At 43.6% G+C, this 16,614-nt stretch carries 13 protein-coding genes; 11 read left to right on the top strand and 2 right to left on the bottom strand.

Going from position 1 to position 16,614, the window contains the following annotated elements:
* Positions 1–12 precede the first annotated feature (12 nt).
* The gene (gene lysS, locus D464_RS0106050; RefSeq protein WP_018910605.1) at positions 13–1,746 is read right to left on the bottom strand and encodes a lysine--tRNA ligase; all 1,734 of its coding nucleotides are present in this window, start codon (positions 1,744–1,746) and stop codon (positions 13–15) included.
* 766 nt (positions 1,747–2,512) lie between these two features.
* Here lysS and D464_RS0106045 point away from each other — a divergent pair.
* The 7 genes from D464_RS0106045 (at position 2,513) to D464_RS0106015 (ending at position 9,373) form a co-directional block, all read left to right on the top strand.
* Complete coding sequence (locus D464_RS0106045) at positions 2,513–2,929, top strand: PaaI family thioesterase (RefSeq protein WP_004382426.1); 417 nt, start codon at positions 2,513–2,515, stop codon at positions 2,927–2,929.
* The gene (locus tag D464_RS0106040; RefSeq protein WP_018910604.1) at positions 2,930–3,973 is read left to right on the top strand and encodes an isochorismate synthase; all 1,044 of its coding nucleotides are present in this window, start codon (positions 2,930–2,932) and stop codon (positions 3,971–3,973) included. It begins immediately after the preceding gene.
* A 37-nt stretch (positions 3,974–4,010) separates the two neighbouring features.
* Positions 4,011–5,675 (top strand): 2-succinyl-5-enolpyruvyl-6-hydroxy-3-cyclohexene-1-carboxylic-acid synthase, encoded by a 1,665-nt coding sequence (menD, locus tag D464_RS0106035; RefSeq protein ID WP_018910603.1) that lies wholly within the window; start codon positions 4,011–4,013, stop codon positions 5,673–5,675.
* 60 nt (positions 5,676–5,735) lie between these two features.
* Complete coding sequence (menB, locus tag D464_RS0106030) at positions 5,736–6,563, top strand: 1,4-dihydroxy-2-naphthoyl-CoA synthase (RefSeq protein WP_018910602.1); 828 nt, start codon at positions 5,736–5,738, stop codon at positions 6,561–6,563.
* Between the two features lie 158 nt (positions 6,564–6,721).
* Positions 6,722–7,273 (top strand): four helix bundle suffix domain-containing protein, encoded by a 552-nt coding sequence (locus D464_RS0106025; RefSeq protein ID WP_018910601.1) that lies wholly within the window; start codon positions 6,722–6,724, stop codon positions 7,271–7,273.
* A gap of 11 nt (positions 7,274–7,284) precedes the next feature.
* The gene (gene menC, locus D464_RS0106020) at positions 7,285–8,322 is read left to right on the top strand and encodes an o-succinylbenzoate synthase (RefSeq protein WP_018910600.1); all 1,038 of its coding nucleotides are present in this window, start codon (positions 7,285–7,287) and stop codon (positions 8,320–8,322) included.
* Positions 8,323–8,350: 28 nt separating this feature from the next.
* Positions 8,351–9,373: an AMP-binding protein gene (locus D464_RS0106015; protein WP_018910599.1), complete on the top strand. Its 1,023-nt coding sequence runs from the start codon at positions 8,351–8,353 to the stop codon at positions 9,371–9,373.
* 15 nt (positions 9,374–9,388) lie between these two features.
* Here D464_RS0106015 and D464_RS0106010 read toward each other — a convergent pair whose 3' ends face one another.
* Entirely contained in the window at positions 9,389–10,393 is a 1,005-nt protein-coding gene (locus tag D464_RS0106010; protein ID WP_018910598.1) for a hypothetical protein, read from the bottom strand.
* A 485-nt stretch (positions 10,394–10,878) separates the two neighbouring features.
* On the opposite strand from D464_RS0106010, the gene D464_RS0106005 reads away from it, so the two are divergent.
* The 4 genes from D464_RS0106005 to ftsH all read left to right on the top strand — a co-directional run bounded on the left by D464_RS0106005 (position 10,879) and on the right by ftsH (position 16,608).
* The gene (locus D464_RS0106005) at positions 10,879–11,805 is read left to right on the top strand and encodes a magnesium transporter CorA family protein (RefSeq protein ID WP_004382418.1); all 927 of its coding nucleotides are present in this window, start codon (positions 10,879–10,881) and stop codon (positions 11,803–11,805) included.
* A 158-nt stretch (positions 11,806–11,963) separates the two neighbouring features.
* Entirely contained in the window at positions 11,964–13,832 is a 1,869-nt protein-coding gene (locus D464_RS0106000) for a DUF349 domain-containing protein (protein ID WP_018910597.1), read from the top strand.
* Between the two features lie 291 nt (positions 13,833–14,123).
* Complete coding sequence (gene rsfS / locus D464_RS0105995) at positions 14,124–14,483, top strand: ribosome silencing factor (protein ID WP_018910596.1); 360 nt, start codon at positions 14,124–14,126, stop codon at positions 14,481–14,483.
* 55 nt (positions 14,484–14,538) lie between these two features.
* Positions 14,539–16,608 carry an ATP-dependent zinc metalloprotease FtsH gene (ftsH, locus tag D464_RS0105990; protein ID WP_018910595.1) on the top strand — a complete coding sequence of 690 codons (2,070 nt, stop codon included), beginning with the start codon at positions 14,539–14,541 and terminating at the stop codon, positions 16,606–16,608.
* The last annotated feature ends 6 nt before the right edge of the window (positions 16,609–16,614 follow it).

The following is a 16,614-nucleotide window of genomic DNA, read 5'->3' as shown; positions in this document are numbered from 1 at the left end:
CACTTCTTCCAATTACTTTCCAGCCTCGTCAATCCACTTCTGGATCTCATCAACAGAAGGCTTCTCATATCCGAGTTTATACTTCTTATTGATCTCACCCAACTTCTGTTGTAAGCCTTGCGCCTTCTCTCCCTTGATATCAGTAATTAGGTTGAAACCTGCCTTACGCAGCACATATACCCAATCTTCTGATACACCAAGAGCAGCCCAATCTTTGATTGAGTCTTGTGGAATCTTTGGTTCCGGCTTCATCTGAGGGAACAACATTACCTCCTGAATGTACTCCTTGCCAGTCATTAACATCACGAGTCTGTCAATGCCGATACCAATACCTGAGGTAGGAGGCATACCATATTGCAATGCACGTAAGAAGTCTTGATCAATGATCATAGCCTCATCATCACCCTTATCAGCCAAGTGCATCTGATCCAAGAAACGCTCCTCTTGATCAATCGGATCGTTCAACTCGGAGTAAGCATTAGCCAACTCTTTACCATTGACCATTAACTCGAAACGTTCAGTCAAGCCTGGTTTTGAGCGGTGCATCTTAGTGAGTGGAGACATCTCTACCGGATAGTCGGTGATAAAAGTAGGCTGAATATAAGTTCCCTCACAGAACTCTCCAAAGATTTCATCAATGAGTTTGCCCTTACCAAAGCTCTCATCTATGGTCTCCATCTTCAACTTGTTCAATGCAATATCACGTATCTCGTCCTCTGATTTACCCTCTAAATCAAAGCCAGTCTTCTCCTTTATTGCCTCAAGAATAGGTAGACGACGGAACGGAGCCTTAAAGCTTATCACCTTATCACCCATCTGCACCTCTGGTTTCCCATTAACGGCAACACAGATCTTCTCGAGTAACTGCTCTGTAAAAGACATCATCCAGTTATAGTCCTTGTACTGAACATAAAGCTCCATACAGGTGAACTCTGGGTTATGGAAGCGATCCATACCCTCGTTACGGAAGTTTTTACCAATTTCGTAAACACCTTCAAAGCCACCAACTATGAGTCGTTTCAAATAAAGCTCAGTAGCGATACGCATGTACATATCAATGTTGAGCGCATTGAAGTGGGTGATGAATGGGCGTGCACTAGCACCACCAGGAATACTCTGGAGGGTTGGTGTCTCCACTTCCGTGTACCCCGCCTCATCAAAGAATTGGCGCATTGTACGCAAGACTGTGGCACGCTTCAAGAAAGTATCTTTAACTCCATCGTTAACAACAAGGTCAACATAACGCTGACGATAGCGTTGTTCGGGGTCTTCGAACTTATCATAAGCCTCGCCATCTTTGTACTTCACGATTGGAAGAGGCTTCAAACTCTTTGAAAGAAGAGTTATCTCTTTTGCATGAATAGATATCTCTCCCATCTGAGTCTTGAACACATAGCCCTTAACACCGATGAAGTCTCCAATGTCAAGGAGCTTCTTGAAGACCTTATTATACAACTCTTTATCTTCTCCCGGACATATATCATCACGGGTAATATATACTTGTATTCTTCCTTTACTATCCTGAATCTCTGCAAAAGAAGCCTTACCCATGATGCGACGACCCATCATTCGTCCTGCAATCGTTACTTCTCTTTGCTCGTTCTCATCGAATTGCTCTTTTATATCAGTAGAGTAAGCGTTGGTTGGGAACTCTGCTGCTGGGTATGGATTAATGCCCATCTCGCGCAATTCTTGCAGGCTTTGACGACGTCCAATCTCCTGCTCTGACAATTCTAAAATGTTCATCTTTATAATAAATCGAGTATATTCTTATAATGTGCAAATTTACTAAAATAATCGCAAACAAGGGTGCTTTTAGCCTTTTTTATATTGGCATTGCATAGGAAAGGGATGTTGGCTCTACTCCTCACAGCCTCCCCCACAACCCCTCCCCCGCCTCCCCTAAGGGGAGGAGTGCCTAACGGAAGTCAGTTAGAAAAAGCTCCTTTCACTTTGAAGAGGGCGTTTCGTTGATGCAAAGAGGGCGTTTCCTTGCATTAAAGAAAGCCTCTCTTCATATCGAAGAAACGCCCTCTTCAAATGGAGAAGTGTATCTCTATGTTTTCAGCTTCTTGTTAGTTACCAATGAATCTATACTCTCATTCTATTTGAAAACACACCACAAAGTAGGGACAGACGCCCTCGTCTGTCCGCCAAAGCACAACCAAGAAGAAGCCTCCCCAAGCCCCTCCAAAGGAGGGGATGTAGCCTACAGGTTGTTATGTAGGGTTTTATAAGCGGACAGACGAGGGCGTCTGTCCCTACTTTGAGAAGCTACATCCAACAAAACAAACAACCTGTTTACTTGTCTACTCATCTACTTGTCAACTCCACCTAACAACCTGTTTACTTGTCTACTCATCTACTCGTCAACTCCACCTAACAACCTGTTTACTTGTCTACTCGTCTACTTGTCAACTCCACCAACCACTATTTTGCATCAAAACAAACCCTTTCGAAAAGGATTTCCAGTTGTTTTTAGTATCTTTGCAATACATTAAGTAAGATCGACATGAACGTAGAAAAGATTTGGAATAAGATTAAAGACGCTGACGGATTGAGCCGTACTTTGGGCATGGAGTTTATCTCTACTCCCGAACAAGACACGTTAAAGGCTCGCATGGCTGTGGATGATCGAAATAAACAACCCTTTGGTTTTCTATCAGGAGGAGCCTCATTAGCCTTGGCGGAGAACTTAGCAGGAGTCGGCTCAATGGCTCTCTGCCCTGGAAAGATGGCTTTGGGAATCAATATAAGCGGTAACCATGTGAAGGCAATGCCCTATGGTGGAACTGTAACTGCCTATGGTAAGCTCGTTCATAAGGGTCACACACTGCACGTTTGGCACATAGATATCAAGAATGATGAGGGTGAGCTCATCTCAACCGTACAAGTAACCAACTACGTTATAGCACCGAGAGAGGATTAAATGGACGCATTTTTTATCTATCGTGAGCCTTTCGAGGAAGTCTGTCACTGCTATTCTCAACAAGAGGAACCCACTCGTTTAGATTCACTAACAGAACTTGACGGGCATAAGGGGTTTGTGATTGCACCTTTCGCCAGCAATACTACTCATCCAATCTACTTACTTAACGGACAAAGCGGACAATCATCTGTCTTGCCCTTAAATGGTAGTAAGGGCTTTGAAGCCATTCCGAACGGGCAAGATGAGGCTTATTTGGAGACCTCGGAAATTGACCCTCGTATTCAATACCACAATGACTTCACTTGTTTCCACGATGAATTGAATCGCAACTCATTCCGCAAACTGGTATTGGCACGCACCATCGTGGAGAAGAAAGACGAACAGATGAATCCTAGAGATATCTTTCTCAAGGCATGCAAATGGTATCCACGATCGTACATTGCACTTTTCTATACTGCACAAACGGGTATGTGGCTCGTGGCAAGTCCTGAGATTCTGTTGCGTGGAGACGTAACAAGCTACCGAACTATGGCTTTAGCTGGTACGATGAGATATGAAGGAGAGGAAATTCAATGGTCTGAAAAGAACCGAGAAGAGCAACAACTGGTTGCCGATTACATCCGAACTTGCTTACAGCCGTTCGCTAGCGACATCACGGAAAGCGAACCTTTCACTTCTCGGGCAGCCCATCTAGCTCATCTAAGAACAGATTTCTCCTTCCGACTCAAGGACACACAGCGACTCGGAAGTTTCCTAACAGCCTTTCACCCAACGCCTGCTGTGTGTGGTATTCCTAAGGAGGAGGCACACAAATTCATCCTTCGTCACGAGCATACTGACCGCCTTTATTATAGTGGTTTCAGTGGTTTATTGGGGAACGATGGGCTTGCAAAACTCTATGTAACACTCCGTTGCATGCATATCACTCGATCGGCTTGTCAGCTCTATGCGGGTGGTGGATTGTTAAAAGAGAGCATAGAAGAGAACGAATGGCAAGAGACTGAAGCGAAGCTCGCCACTATGCGACAGCTTATTCAGCAATAAAAGAGAATCAACTAACCCTCAATACAATTTATTGATAATGTATAGTAGCAAGGAGAACGTTAATATATTAACCGCCTTACTGGTGAAGTTTGGAATATCAAAGGCCGTTGTCTGCCCCGGTTCACGTAACTCTCCTATCGTGCATAACCTATGTACTTGCCCTGATATTGAGTGTTTTCCTGTAACGGATGAGCGGTCGGCTGGCTTCGTTGCATTAGGTATGTCATTAGCAGATAATGAGCCCGTTGCACTTTGTGTAACCTCTGGCTCGGCACTATTAAACGTGGCTCCTGCTGTGGCAGAAGCCTTTTATCAGAAACGCCCGTTGGTGATTATCTCCGGAGACAGACCTGCACAATGGATCAATCAACAAAATGGTCAAACATTACAACAGCATGGTGCTTTAGAACCAAACGTCCGTAAGAGTGTGACACTACCAGAACCGCACAACGAAGAGGAACGTTGGTATTGCAATAGATTGGTCAATGAGGCTCTCAATGCAGCCTTATCTCAAGGGTTCGGACCCGTACACATCAATGTTCCTATTAGTGAACCTCTTTTTGAATATGATGTTCCCAACCTCCCTAACGAGCGACAAATCACCTTGCACGAATCCGTTTCTGATAATACTGTTAGCTATGAACTGGCAGCAGAACTACTGCAAAGTGAGCGTCCAATGATTGTTCTTGGACAGATGACTCCTGAGGTTGTTGGGGAGACAATGGAGGCTCTTGAGGTGTTGAAAAGCACTGCCGTGGTCATTCAAGAGAAGTTGGCAGATGATAGTATTAGCCCTGCTCTCCCCATTGATGAGGCATTGATAAGGATAGGTAACGATGAGTCTTATCGTCCCGACCACCTTATATATATAGGAGGGACACTGGTTAGCAAACGATTGAAGCAGTTTTTACGAAAGTGCCAACCACAGGTTTCTATCGTTGTAAACGAGAGTGGGGCTTGTTGTGATACCTTCATGCACCTAACGGATATCATTCAATGTTCGCAGACAGAGATGATTGGTATCCTTGCTAACGAAGTGGATGACATGAGAGAGAAACCTTTTGTGACGCAATGGAACAACGCTTTCAATGAAGCCTACGCCATTCGAAAGAAGATACAACCCCGTTTTTCACAATTACTAACCGTTAAAACTTTCCACGAGACCATCCGTAAAGAAGGTATTGATGGTGAGTTTTTCTATGGGAATAGCTCTGCTATACGATTGGGAAACATCTTCTCTGATCAATACATCTATGTGAATCGTGGCGTGAATGGCATAGAAGGCTCGCTGTCAACGGCTGTTGGATATGCTATTGCACATCAGGAAGAAGAGGATGTGTACTGTGTTATCGGTGACTTGAGCTTTTTTTACGATCAAAATGCACTTTGGAACCAATGCTTATCACCAAATCTTGGGATCTTACTACTCAACAATGGAGGTGGAGGAATATTCCATCAATTACACGGATTAGGCTCTTCTCCATTCCGAGATGATATAATTGCAGCACATCATAATACTTCCGCTGAAGCCATCTGTCAAGCCCATGACATCGAATACATGGCTGCACACAATGCAGAAGAGTTATCGGAACGCCTAAAGGACTTCTTCAATGCTGAGGAAGGACCTGTTCTCTTGGAGGTTTTCACTAACCCCGAAGAGGATGCACAAGCAATGGAAGACTATTACAAAGCCTTTTCCTAGCCAAGAGAAAACAACTAATTATCATTTTAAAATAAAACTCCAAAATAAAAGAAAAGCCTTATGAGCAAAAGAGAATGGAAACCCATCGAGGGCTTCAAGTTTGAGGAAATACGCTTCGAAGAGTTTAATCATATCGCAAAAGTTACCATTAACCGACCTCGCTATCGCAATGCTTTCACGCCAAAGACGGTCTGGGAGATGTCACAAGCATTCAACTACTGTCGCGAAGCACTTGATATTCGAGTGGTCATACTTACTGGTGAGGGTGATAAAGCATTCTGTTCTGGGGGCGACATGCACGTTAAAGGAAGGGGTGGATATGTAGGAGGTGATGGTGTTCCACGCCTTAATGTCCTTGATTTACAGATGCAGATTCGTCGCTTACCAAAGCCTGTTATCGCCATGGTAAATGGTTATGCCATTGGTGGCGGACATGTACTTCAAGTGGTATGTGACCTCTCCATCGCTTCGGATAACGCCATCTTCGGACAGACAGGGCCAAAGGTTGGATCCTTCGATGCCGGTTTCGGTGCTTCGTATCTAGCCCGTATTGTGGGGCAGAAGAAGGCTAGAGAGATATGGTTCTTGTGCCGTCAATACTCTGCAATAGAGGTAGAACGCATGGGATTAGTCAATAAGGTCGTACCCTTCGAACAGTTAGAAGACGAGTGTGTAGACTGGGCTAACACCATGATGGAGCGTTCCCCGTTAGCCTTACGCATGATAAAAGCAGGTCTAAATGCCGAGTTGGACGGTCAAGCAGGTATACAAGAACTGGCCGGGGATGCCACTATGCTCTATTACACACTAGATGAGGCTCAAGAAGGCGGAAAGGCTTTCTTGGAGAAACGTAAACCCGATTTCGATAAGTACCCACAGTTTCCTTAATTGATAATTAGCCTCATTGGGCTAATTAAAGACCAATGAGGCTAATAAAATAGTTTACTTAATAAGGACTATAGAGACTGATTGCCCAATTAGACTTATTAGCCCTATAAGCCCAATAACCCAACGGAAACATTATTATCAATAGCCCACAAACACTCATGGAGACACCTTTCTTACCACAAAAAGGCAATTATCGCAACCTAATCGCTTATCAGAAAGCCGAATGTATATATGATATCACCTATTACTTTGCCCACCACTTTTTGAATAGAGGGGACAGAACGATAGACCAAATGATACAGGCTGCCCGATCAGGAAAGCAGAATATCGCAGAAGGATGTGCTGCCTCAACGACCTCCGCAGAGACAGAAATAAAACTAATAAACGTTGCTCGTGCCAGTCTACAGGAGCTATTAATTGATTATGAAGACTATCTTCGTGTCCGAAACCTTACCAAATGGGATGCAGATGATAAGAATGCTATCATTACGCGGCGCGTATGTTCCAAACATAATGAGTCTTCTTTTTATCGTAATGCCATCCAAATACGCACAGATGAAACCATAGCTAACATTGCTATCACTTTGCTTCATCAAGAAGATGTAATACTTAGAAGGTATTTAGACTATATCAAAGATGATTTTATAAAGCATGGTGGAATACGCGAACAGATGGCAAGAGCGAGGATTGAATATAGAAACAAAAAATAAAAGGAATTACTATGTACGAAATAAAAATATCCTCCCGCACCCTCCACTTCATCACCCCTGCAGGGACATCGAGGGGCATTTACACAACGAGGAAGAGCTTTTACATTACGCTATCAGACACGAATAAGCCTGGAGTAATAGGCGTTGGGGAATGTGCCACACTCCCTGATTTATCCTGCGATGCCATGCCAGATGATGAATATGAGCGTAAATTACGAACTTTCTGTGATGACTTTTGCCATACGGGAAGCATTAACACTAATGCGATGAGGCCTTATCCGTCTATGCTCTTTGGCTTGGAAACAGCAAAGGCACAGCTTGATGCAAACGGAAGTATCGACTTCTTCCACACAAACTTTGGTGCTGGTAAGGAGGGTATCACCATCAACGGACTCGTTTGGATGGGTTCCTTCGATGAGATGTATCAGCGTTTAGAAGAGAAACTAAAGGCTGGCTATCACTGTGTGAAGCTAAAGATTGGGGCAATAGACTTCGCTAAAGAGATTGAACTTATCCGTCACATCCGACAGTCCTTCACACGCGCTCAAATAGAACTACGCGTCGATGCAAACGGAGCATTCACCCCTGAAAATGCCATGGAACGCTTGGAAGCATTGGCACAATACGATATCCACTCCATAGAACAGCCTATCCGACAGCATCAATGGGCAGAAATGGCACAGCTATGTGACCTCTCTCCACTTGCAATCGCACTAGATGAAGAACTCATCGGAGTGAATAACTATAACGAAAAAGAGCAACTCCTCGACACCATCCGACCGCAATATATTGTTCTAAAACCTAGTTTGCATGGGGGTATGGCAGGTGTGCGCGAATGGGTGAAGATGGCTAATGAACGGGGAATAGCCTCTTGGATCACCTCCGCACTAGAAAGTAATGTGGGGTTAAACAGCATTGCGCAGCTTACAGCCGACTTATACGGACCTCACATAACAATGCCTCAGGGACTTGGAACAGGTCTTTTGTTCTCGGATAATATACCCATGCCTCTAACGATTAAAGGTGATCAACTCTGGGTGAAACAATAACGATTAGGGAATCAATCAACGAACAGCAATGACGATAGAAGAGTTTCTTACAGAATGGAATAACGCTGACACGAGGGTGTTAGTGCATACCAGTGGATCGACAGGGAAGCCTAAACCACTATGGGTGGAGAAGTCTCGAATGTTGAACTCAGCACACATCACCTGTGATTTCCTTCGATTGAAAGCTGGTGACACAGCACTCCTTTGCATGCCTCTGGACTATATTGCGGGTAAGATGGTAGTAGTTAGGAGTATTGAAAGAAACTTACGATTAATCAACGTAAAGCCCTCTGGTCATCCACTCTCTGACGATTCTCTCCGCCAAGCCAACGCCCTTCATGAAGAGATAACATTTGCAGCTATGGTTCCACTGCAAGTTTATAACTCCCTACAAGTGCTTCAAGAACGAGAGAGACTACGCAAGATTAAACAATTAATCATCGGAGGTGGAGCCATAGATGACCATCTCGCCGAAGCATTAAAAGACTTCCCTCATGCAGTGTGGAGTACATACGGAATGACTGAAACGCTCTCTCACATCGCTTTACGACGCTTGAATGGAGATTCAGCAAGCGATTGGTACGAACCATTCGATAGTGTGGAAGTGAGTTTAAATACGGATGATTGTCTGGTTATCAACGCCCCAGCGGTATGTTCGCAGCCCTTGGTAACGAATGATAGAGCCGAACTCCAAAAGATGAAATCACCGAGCGGAAAGGGCGATCGAATGCGTTTCCGCATCCTCGGGAGACGCGATAATGTGATTGATTCGGGCGGTATCAAGATACAAATAGAGAAAGTAGAACGTGCCTTGAAAGCTCATCTTACAATGGAATATGCCATTACGAGCATAAGAGACGAGAAGTTTGGCGAGCTTGTTGTACTACTCACTACAGACGAAGATACCAATGCGGTCAGTGCGATCTGCCAACGCATTCTCCCTAAGTACTGGCAACCACGCCTCATTCTCCACACTGCTAATATCCCACAAACTGCCACGGGGAAACCCGCACGTGCGGAGATTAAGGCATTGGCTGCCATGCTCTGCTAATAAAAAGAGCGTGACCTATTTCACAACATGCCAATCCACATGCTCTTCAGTCATGGCTACATTCTCTTCACGAAAGCTAAGTCCATGGGCTTTCGGTCCCTCAATAGCAATCTCCACCATGGTTTTCACATTCCGTTTCAAGGTCAGATTCTTTTGTTCCTGTACGATAGTTCCATCTGCCTTAGTCCACTTTATATCAAAAGGAACTACCTCTTGATAACCGTCTTTACAGGCTTCAACTATATCACTAAAGGCATAAATACTGCCATCATTATAGACAGACTGAGAGCTTTTCCGGCTTAACTTCCAACCGAGATAACTAATCTCTAACGTTCCTTCCTCTGGTGGTGTAATCTTAAAAAGGAGCCCAAATACAGCTCGCCGCATGTCTATCGTGAGCGCATCGGAGGCTTTCGGATGAATATCTTCCAGTGTTCCATAGAACTTCATAACCCTTGGATAACGTATTGTCTTAGTTTCCGAGAGATTCGTTTCACCCTTTTGAATATTCCCCAAGTTGTCCTTCTTCGACATTACAAACTTATTGGTTACTTTCGTTGGGAGGTCTGCTCCGTGCAAGAAAGGTGCCAGATAAGCTCCGTCCTTATTATATATATGGTCGTCACCTTCCACTACCTCCAAACATTCTATCCTATAGCTATTGTCTTCAAACATCCTTATTGCCATCTTATCGGCATCGGAGAACAAACCATAAGCATACTTCTCATATACGGTAGAACCCGCTTTTTGCTCGTAAATATTCAATGCATAGAGCTTCACCTTACCCTCTTTTTGCTTGCCACCTACCCTCGATAACGTACAAGAAGACTTACTAAGTAAAGGCTCATCCGATGTTTCCATGCTCAGTTCGGTTGGATGAATCCTTACAACGCGAGTAACTCTATGCCGCTCCTTGTCCGACTTCTTCTTTCCATCAGGGTTGTCAATTACAGCTTTCTCACAGGCTATGAACAATAGAGAACATAATAGGATACACATCCAAGTGATTTGTTTCTTCATAATTAAAAGAGTTATTTAGTATTGTTAGACATAATTAATTACCGCTTGTAAGATAGATAATTAAAAGTAAGAACGCAAGCGATTAGATAATTATTTAATGTTAATTAACTCTTTAAAGAGTACTATAAGGAGACATCATAAGCATCAATTCTGTTAGAGGTAACAGACTATAAAACAAGAGACTTCGATAGATGGAAAACAAGGAGAGCCTTTCTTGCATATAAAGAGGGCGTCTCTTGGCATAAAGGAAAGCCTCTCTTCGAGGTAAGAAAGGCGTCTGCTCATTTACACCAACCGCACTCCACTAACCTTAAAAACTTATTCGTTTGTTTGTTCTAACCATTATTTTTTCCTAAATTTGCAGTCGCAAAACCAATACGTAATTATTAAATGGACGATTATCACGCGAAAACTTTCAATCAATAAGCGTGAGGATTGCAACGAGATTGCTAATCCCCACACTTATTAAACATGGAGATTAGCAAATGAAAACATATTGGAATATCAATAGAACCTTGAGTCCCATTAAGGAATGGCAACCTAATTGTTGGATTCAAGTAACCTGCCCAACAGAGCAAGATCAGCAAGAACTGGAAGATACATATCATATCCCTGATTACTTCCTATCGGATATCAGCGATACAGATGAGCGTGCCCGTTATGAGTATGATGACGGTTGGATGCTTATCATCTTACGTATCCCCTACGTTAAAGAAATACGGTCGCGAACACCATACACAACCGTTCCTTTAGGTATTATACATAAACGAGATGTGACCATCACTGTATGTAACTTCGAGACCAATATGATGCTCGACTTTGTTAGTTATCAGCAGAAGAGAAATGCTGGATTCACCGACTATGTGGACTTAATCTTCCGTCTCTTTCTATCATCGGCAGTATGGTACTTGAAACGACTCAAGCAGATTAATACACTCATCGAGAAGGCTAAACGCAATCTTGATAAGGGTGTTGATAATGAGAGTTTGATAGGTTTGAGTAGGCTACAAGACTCTCTCACCTATTTCATTACATCCATTCGTGGCAACGAGAACCTACTTGCTAAGCTAAAATTCAAGCTACAAGTTGATGAGTTGGATGCCGACCTTATCGAGGATGTAAACATCGAGATGTCACAGGCGAGAGAGACTACTAGTATCTATTCAGACATCTTGGAATCAACGATGGACACGTATTCTAGCATTATTAACAACAACATGAACACCGTGATGCGTACACTTACTTCGGTGTCAATAGTCATGATGTTGCCAACGTTAATATCCTCCCTCTTTGGTATGAACCTTATTAACGGTATGGAAAGAAGTACATGGGGTTTCCCCATAGCGATGCTCTTATCCGTTGTAGTTTCCGCTGCTTCATGGTGGATTTTACGCCGTAAACGTTTACTTTAGAGGTTAAGTACGAAAAAACAAGATAATTATTAGGTACATTCAGAGATTTTATCTAAGTTTGCACTTGATATTCTATAACATGGTAACGAATGCCCTATATTAATTGAGTTATTTGTTATCTAATTTGCGGAAAACCCGAATCACAAACAAAAAGTGGAATGATGGACTCTCAAGAAAATGCCCTGAATCAGGGTACAGAAGAAGTAAAGTTGTCTGAAGAAACTGTAGCTAAAGCTCCAGCAGAGCAGAATGAAGTCACAGATGAAGACCTAAATCAGCCAACTGAAACACAATCTAAGTGCGAAGCGGAAGCCAATACTGCGAAGACATATAGCACAAAGAAGGAAATCATAGAGCGCCTTAAGGCTATTGTTGATAGTGACGATACCCCCGAGAAAGCTGAGGTTGACCATCTGAAAACTGTATTCTATAAGCTACACCTCGCTGAACGTGAAGCACAGCAGAGGGCTTATATAGAGAATGGTGGCGATCCAAATAAGTATCAGGTATTCCCAGATGAGGACGAGGAGGTATTTAAGGCGGAGATGACCATCATTAAGGAGAAACGCCAAAAGGCATTCCTTGCACTCGAAGAAGAGAAGCAGAAGAACCTCAAGAAGAAGGAGGCTATCATTGAGAAGATCAAAGCGATGGTTACAACTCCTGATGAGGCAAACAAGAACTTCCCAGTTTTGAAGACCTTACAACAGGAATGGAAAGAGATCAAAATGGTTCCTGCAGAGAAGGCTAACGAGCTATGGCGCAACTATCAACTCTATGTTGAGCAGTTCTACGACTTGTTGAATCTGAATCGCGAAGCACGTGAATACGATTTCAAGAAGAATCTTGAGAAGAAAACGAAGCTGTGTGAAGCAGCAGAGAAGTTGACAGAAGAGAAGGATGTCATCAGTGCTTTCCATCAGTTACAAGAACTTCATCAAGAGTATCGCGAGACGGGACCAGTTGCAAAAGAACTTCGCGAACAGATTTGGGCACGCTTTAAAGCAGCAAGCACTATTATCAACAAGCGTCACCAACAGCACTTTGAAGCTATCCGCAATAGCGAAGAGGAGAACCTTACAAAGAAGACTGCTCTATGCGAGAAGATTGAAGAGATCATCAAACAAGAGAATAAAACGTCATCCGATTGGGAGAAACATACAAAAGAGATTATCGCTCTTCAACAGGAGTGGAAGACGATTGGCTTTGCTCCACAGAAGATGAACGTAAAGATTTTCGAGCGCTTCCGTGCGGCTTGTGATGACTTCTTTACACGTAAAGGCGAGTTCTTCAAACAGTTGAAAGCACAGTTTGCTGAGAACGCAGAGAAGAAGAAAGCACTCGTTGAAAAGGCACAGGCTCTGACCGATTCTACCGATTGGAAGGCTACATCCGATAAGCTCATCGCATTGCAAAAGGAGTGGAAAACGATAGGCATGGTACCTAAGAAAATCGGTGATCAGCTTTGGAACGACTTCCTAACAGCTTGTAACCACTTCTTCGAGGCGCGTAACGCAGTACATGCAGGGGCACATAGTGAGGAACGTGAGAACCTTGGAAAGAAGAAGGAGATTATTGCTCTACTAAAGGAATTGTTTGATAAGACCGAAGAAGGCATCTTGGAGAAGGTTCAACAGCTCACCGAGGAATATAATAAGGTAGGACATGTACCTTACAAGGAGAAGGATAAGTTGTATAAGGAGTATCATGAGGTACTCGATAAATTGTATAAAGACCTTCACATATCGGCATCTCGCAAGCGTGTAGATAGTTTCCGTAACAACTTGAAAAAGGTGGCTAGCCGTGGTGTTGACGCTCTTGATAACGAGCGTGGTCGTTTGATGCGCCGCTTCGAACAGCTCAAACAGGAGATTAACACCTATGAGAACAACCTCGGTTTCTTGAGTATCAGCTCTAAGAAAGGCAACAGTCTCATTGACGAAATGAACCGCCGTATCGAGAAGCTCAAGGATGATATGAACGAAGTGAAGCAGAAGATAAAGGCTATCGACGCAGAGAATAAGTAATTGTTTATTGTATGCAAAGATAGTAGGAAATACTAACGAATAAGGAAAGATGGGATATGTCAATAGTAGCATATTCCATCTTCTTTTATGTCCTACCATTATATATATAAGGTGATAAGGCGTTTTTCCATATTAGGGTTGGGCTTCGACACACGTGATAAACTGTTTGTTGTCATTCTATCAACAGGAGTTAGCAATGCAGTATATACCAATTATAAATAAAACTAAATTTATTTTGCACTTCATGCCATTTGCGTTAACTTTGCAACTCATATTATATAACAAGACTGAATGAAAGAAACTAAAAGATTAGTAGAGCTTATTACAAAAGGAATCCAAGATAAGAAGGGACATGGCATAGTAATTGCAGATCTATCAGGGATTGATGGTACCATCTGTAACTACTTCATCATCTGCCAGGGTAACTCAACCCAACAAGTTGAAGCCATTGCTGAATCGGTAAGCGATTATGTACGTGAGACGATTGGTGAGAAGCCTGTCAACTGTGCAGGACTTGGTAATGATCAATGGGTAGCGATAGACTATGTGGATGTAATCGTCCATGTATTTCTTCCAGAGACACGTGCTTTCTATGACATAGAACACCTATGGGAGGATGCTAAGTTGACTTACTTACCAGACATAGATTAGGTATAAAGCCATCTAATCACCCATTTATTATTTCATAATTAATCAAACTTCAACAATGGACAATTCATCCCCCAACAACAATCCCAATATACCTAAGATGCCTAAGTTCAATATGAACTGGCTGTACGTATTGGTCATCATTGCCATCGGAGTAGTACTCTTTACTGGTGGCAATGGCTTTTTATCAAGCAGCGTAGGCGTTGACAGAGATTACACAACATTCAAGCAATATATTGCCAAAGGCTATGGTACGAAGGTAGTCATTAATAAGAGCGACAACACCTTGCGTATGTTTGTTAGTCCAGACCACATCCGTGACATCTTCAAACAAGGTACACAACAGGTAGGTAAGGCTCCATACGTAAACGTTGAGATTGGTTCTGTAGATAAAGTAGAAACTTTCTTAGATCAAGCTGTAGCCCAGAAGAAGATAGCCAGCTATAGTTATGAGAACAAGTCGAGAAATGGCTTGATGGATATTCTTATCTCTATAGCCCCTTGGTTAGTATTCTTTGGAATATGGTACTTCCTTATTCGCCGTATGGGAGGCGGTGCCGGTGGTGGCGGCGGTGTCTTCAGTGTGGGCAAGTCAAAGGCTAAGCTCTATGAGAAAGCTAACGAAATGGGGATTACCTTCAAGGATGTTGCAGGTCAGACAGGCGCTAAGCAAGAGGTACAAGAGATTGTTGAGTTCTTGAAGAACCCAAAGAAATACACCGACCTAGGTGGTAAAATTCCTAAGGGTGCACTACTGATTGGTCCTCCAGGAACGGGTAAGACATTGCTAGCAAAGGCTGTTGCTGGTGAGGCTGGCGTACCCTTCTTCTCTATGAGTGGTTCCGATTTCGTTGAAATGTTCGTCGGTGTTGGTGCGAGCCGAGTACGTGATGTCTTCCACCAAGCTAAGGAGAAGTCACCTTGTATCATCTTCATTGATGAGATTGATGCCGTTGGTCGTGCCCGTTCAAAGAACCCTGCAATGGGCGGTAATGACGAACGTGAGAACACACTTAACGCCCTACTCACAGAGATGGACGGCTTCGGCACAAACTCTGGTGTGATTGTTCTCGCAGCAACCAACCGCGTTGACATGCTTGATAAGGCTTTGCTTCGTGCCGGACGATTCGACCGCCAGATTCACGTAGACCTACCCGATCTACCAGAGCGTAAGGACATCTTCCTCGTTCACATGCGTAACTTGAAGCTCGACAAGAACCTTGATATCGACCTCTTAGCACGCCAGACGCCAGGATTCTCTGGTGCCGACATTGCCAATGTATGTAATGAGGCAGCCCTTATCGCAGCCCGCCACAACAGCAAGGAGGTAGCAAAGCAAGACTTCCTAGATGCTGTTGACAGAATCATTGGTGGTTTGGAGAAGAAGACAAAGGTAATGACTGCCGAAGAGAAGCGCACTATCGCCCTCCATGAAGCAGGTCACGCCACAATCAGTTGGTTCTGCGAACACGCCAACCCATTGGTAAAGGTGAGCATAGTACCACGTGGTCAGGCTCTCGGTGCAGCATGGTATCTGCCAGAAGAGCGTCCTATCACAACCAAAGAACAGATGTTGGATGAGATGTGCTCATTGCTCGGTGGTCGTGCAGCAGAGGAGCTCTTCACAGGTCATATATCAACTGGTGCGATGAACGACTTAGAGCGTGCAACCAAGAGTGCATACGGTATGATTGCCTACGCAGGTATGAGCGACCGCTTGCCAAATATCTGCTATTACAATAATGACGAGTACAACTTCCAGAAGCCATACTCTGACACAACCGCAAAGATGATCGATGAGGAAGTGCTGAAGATGATTAACGGACAGTACGAGCGTGCTAAGCAGATACTCACCGAACACAAGGAAGGTCACAACCGCCTTGCTCAACTACTCGTAGAGCGTGAGGTCATCATGGCAGAAGACGTTGAAGCGATCTTCGGAAAGCGTCCTTGGGTGAGTCGCACAGAGGAGTTGTTAGACCAAGAGATTAAGTCACAACCTAAGTTGGAGGATATGCCCGAAGCTGTAAAACAGGCTCAAGCAGAGCATGAGGCACAGCAGAGAGCACTCAGCGACAATGCGACAAAGGCTGAAGATGACATCGAATCAAATAACACAGCAGAATAAATAAGA

The organism is Prevotella veroralis DSM 19559 = JCM 6290, assembly GCF_000377625.1.
In the GTDB taxonomy this organism is placed as follows: domain Bacteria; phylum Bacteroidota; class Bacteroidia; order Bacteroidales; family Bacteroidaceae; genus Prevotella; species Prevotella veroralis.
The sequence above is the reverse complement of the archived record's forward strand: the minus strand, read 5'-3'. Positions and strand labels throughout refer to the sequence as shown.